Origin of the sequence: Streptomyces sp. B1866 (assembly GCF_031932565.1) — a bacterium.
In the GTDB taxonomy this organism is placed as follows: domain Bacteria; phylum Actinomycetota; class Actinomycetes; order Streptomycetales; family Streptomycetaceae; genus Streptomyces.
The window spans coordinates 1-2,358 of sequence record NZ_JAVSCF010000459.1; the positions used below are offsets into that span (position 1 = coordinate 1).

Annotated in this window: 1 protein-coding gene; it reads left to right on the forward strand. The window is 76.5% G+C overall.

Annotation, left to right across the window (positions count from 1 at the left end):
* Window positions 1-1,090 precede the first annotated feature (1,090 nt).
* The coding region (locus RKE29_RS29390) for an ATP-binding protein (RefSeq protein WP_312008759.1) at window positions 1,091-2,358 on the forward strand (1,268 nt) is incomplete at its 3' end.

A 2,358-nucleotide genomic window follows, 5' to 3' on the forward strand; every position in this document is an offset into this window, starting at 1 on the left:
CGGGCGGCCCTCCTCCGGCCTAGACCGCCCGCGCCTCCGGCCCTGGTCGCGCCGCGCCCGCGCGGACCGCCGCCCGGTCGCCCGCGGTGCCGTCCGGGCCGCCGCCGGGTCGCCGCGGGGCCGCTCCGTCCGCCCGGACGGCTCGTTCCGGGGTCGTCCGGCGCCCCGGGACCCGGAGGCGCAGCGGGCTTTCGGGAAACTGATCCCGTTTCAGCCGTTTTCCGGGTCATGCGCGGCGACCGCGAACGACCGGCAAACGATCCTCTGACCCCATGGCAACGACGGGAATGAACCATCAGGGTGTGAGGCGGCCCCACCCCCGCCGCACCCCTTGGCGGCCGGGTCCGCCCGGCTGGTTCTGTTCGCCGTCGTCCCGCCGTCCGCCACCCGAAAGCGTCGCCATGGCCATCCAACCTCCGCGCCGAGGACCGATGGCTCCCCCCGTTCGGGGTGACCGGCTCCCGGGTTTCGCCTTGTTGACGCGCCGTAATAGCATCGCTGCGTCTCCATGGAGACCGGTTCGGGCCGGAGCGCGCCCGGCGGACGGGACGTCATGTGCGCCTGAGGGGTGCGACACCTGTTCCCCGCGCCCGCTCCACCGGGCACGGCCGTGGTGCGCCGCACGCGGCACAGCGCCGTGCCCCGTGCATCCGACTGCCGCTCCAGGTCAGCCGGGGTGCCGCCCGCGGGCCGGGCGCGCGCGATCGGCCCTACGGCCCGTACCGCCCGTACCACTGCGATGTCCGCGCCGCGCGACGATGCCCGGCGTGTGACACCAGCCACGGCACCCCACCGACCCGCCCGGGAGGGCCGCGCGCCTGACGCACCGACACCGCACCACTCCCCTGCCCTGTAAGGACGATGCCGAAGCACCCACCGGCCCCCCGCCGCTCCGGCCCCCGTACCGAGGACGCTGATGTCTGAACTTCGCTCTTCCTCCTCGCCTGTCCCGCCGACCTCACCGGCCCCGGCGGCACCGGGCTCCGCGACCCCCGCCTCGGGCCCGGCGCCTTCACCGACTTCGCTTCCGCATCGAAACGGCGGCCGCCGCCACGGCCGGGCCGCCGCCGGGAACCTGCGCGCGCGGCTGGTGCGCCAGGCCGTGCTGCCCGCGGCGACCGTACTGGCCCTGTCGGCGGGCAGCACCGCCGCCCTGCTGGCCACCGACGACGCCGGCCCGGAGGCGGTCGGCGCCACGCTGGCCGCCGAGGCCGTGGCGGGCCTGGCGGTCCTGGGCGTCGCCGGCCGCCGCGCCCGCGCGGCGGCCGAGGCGCTGCGGCAGGACAGCGTGGCCGACGACGACGTCCTGCGCCACGGCGTCGGCCACCTGCGGTCGGTGATCGCCGAGGGCCAGGGCGACATCCTGCGGCTGATGGCCCGCATACGCCGCGGCGAGCGCCCCGAGGCGCCCGAGCGGGCGGCGCTGGTGCCCGGCGGCGCCGGCCGGCTCGCCGAGCTGGAACTGGCCCTCGGCGACCTGGTGCACGCCGCGCAGACCTCGGTGGTGGAGGCGTCGGCCCGCCAGCAGGTGGCGGTGTTCGTCAACATCGCCCGGCGCCTGCAGACCCTGGTCACCCGCTCGCTCACCCAGCTCGACGCGCTGGAGCGGGAGGTGGAGGACCCCGAGCTGCTGGAGGGCCTGTTCCTGGTCGACCACCTGGTCACCCGCGTGCGCCGCCAGGTGGAGAGCCTGGCCGTGCTCGGCGGCGCGGTGCCGCGGCGCATCAGCAAGCCGGTCAGCGTCTACACGATGCTGCGCCAGGCCGTGGCCGAGATCGAGCACTACGCGCGTGTCAAGGTGCACCAGCCCATCGAGGGCGTGCTGCACGGGCACGCCGCCGCCGACGTCGTCCACCTGGTGGCCGAGCTGGTCGAGAACGCCGCCAGCTTCTCGCCGCCGGACACGGTGGTGCAGGTGCGCGGCGGGCGGGTGCCGGCCGGCCTGGCCATCGAGATCGACGACCGCGGCCTGGTGATGTCGGCCGACCTGCGGGACCGGATGAACGACCTGCTGGCCAGCCCGGACAGCTTCGACATCGGCGAGCAGCTGAAGGACGGCCGTATCGGCCTGTTCGTGGTGGCGCAGCTGTCCAAGCGGCACGGCATCACCGTCAAGCTCCAGAGCAACGTCTACGGCGGCAACCAGGCGGTGATCGTGCTGCCGCAGGTCCTGCTGGCCGACCAGGCGCCGCAGGCGGCCGGGTCGCAGCAGGGCGCCGCCAAGCCGCTGGAGCGGAACCGGCAGCCGCAGGCCCCCGCGCGGGAGCCGATGCCCGCCCTGGCCTCGGGCGGCGCGCGGCGGCACGCCGCCGCCCCGGCGCCGGTCGCCGCCGCCTCCGCGATCCTGTCCGCGGCCAC